General features: G+C 41.5%; 3 protein-coding genes. All 3 read left to right on the top strand.

Annotated features, from left to right (window positions below):
* Window positions 1-346: glycogen/starch/alpha-glucan phosphorylase (locus ACRCJ0_RS14060; RefSeq protein ID WP_431390852.1), on the top strand; the 346-nt coding region annotated here is incomplete at its 5' end.
* A gap of 293 nt (window positions 347-639) precedes the next feature.
* Window positions 640-954 (top strand): PTS cellobiose transporter subunit IIB, encoded by a 315-nt coding sequence (locus ACRCJ0_RS14055; protein WP_431390850.1) that lies wholly within the window; start codon window positions 640-642, stop codon window positions 952-954.
* Between the two features lie 105 nt (window positions 955-1,059).
* Window positions 1,060-1,430: ROK family protein (locus ACRCJ0_RS14050; RefSeq protein ID WP_431390849.1), on the top strand; the 371-nt coding region annotated here is incomplete at its 3' end.

Here is a 1,430-nt window from a genome sequence, read left to right as displayed (position 1 = left end):
AGAAATCGTTAACCTATACGCCACAGATGGTTACGACCCACAAGACTACTACAAACAAGAACGTATTCAATCAATCGTTGATTTCATCATCTCAGATGAATTGATGGCTTACGGTATTCCTGAACGTCTGCAACGTCTATATAACGACATAACCAACAAGGACTACTTCATGGCTTTAATTGATTTAGAAGAATTTATTGATGTGAAAGAAAAAGTTTACTACGACTATGAAGATCGTCGCGACTGGACCCGTCGTTCATTGATCAATATCGCGAACGCAGGTTACTTCTCAGCTGACCGTACGATTGCAGAATACAATAAAGATATTTGGCACTTAGACCAGTAATTATTTGTAGAGAGGTGTGACAAAAGTCGCTAAGAATAACCACGTTGGACCAAAAGCCGAACAATTACTGAAAGTAATTGGAGTATTTTGGGAAACGTCGGGAAATTCTGACTTTTGGAACCCGATATTGTGAGTAAAGTTTAATTATGTGCATAATCAAAGAAGACCGAGTGGGGAAAAAGATCCTGCTCGGTTTTTCTTGTATCTTTGGGACAGGAAGGGGATAATAATGAAAAGGGTTTCATATTCTTGCTAACCCTATTTTGACACAAGCAGGACAGGAGGGTATTCAAGTGAAGAAAGCATTAATTGTATGCGCAGGTGGGATGTTATCGTCACTAGTCGCTAAGAAGGCAACCACACTATTTCAAACACAGGGTACAGACATTGAGGTCGCTGCAACCTCCGTCTATGCCGGACAAAAGGCAATTGAAGACGATCAATTTGATTTGTACTTAGTCAGCCCGCAAACGAGGATGTATTTCGATAACTTAGCCAAATTTGCCCACCGGATGGCTAAACCTATTGTAAAAATCCCACCCCAAGCTTACGTACCGCTACCCAAGCAAACGCAAATGTTGGCAGACCTGATAGAAGCACATATTTGAAGGTGTGTGATCAGAACCAGAATGTATTTTCTGGTTTTTTATTGCATGTTAGCGTAAAATAGTTGCAATATATCGTAAGCACTTACATTTTTTGGAGGCGGTTTAATGACAGCACAAGCACTCTATTTAGGCATTGATATCGGCGGTACAAATATTAAATCAGGATTGGTAGACAAATCGGGTCAGATTACCAACCAAGATAAGCGGAAAACGCCACAGAACTTACCTGATTTAAAATTAGCCATCATTGATATTGTCAATCAAGCACAGGCACTAGTGGGCGACCAGTTGAAAGGGGTTGGCTTTTCAGCTCCTGGACGGGTGGTTACAGAAACAGGCGTTGTCCATGTTGGGGGCGCAATCCCCTTTATCGATGGCTTAAATTTCAAACACTTTATTCAAGGAAATTTTGGCTTACCAGCGGCGGCTATTAACGACGGTAAGGCAGCAGCTCAAGCTGAATTGTGGCAAGGTCA

Source organism: Aerococcus sp. L_32, assembly GCF_050689315.1.
This window is presented reverse-complemented; position numbering and strand designations above follow the sequence as displayed.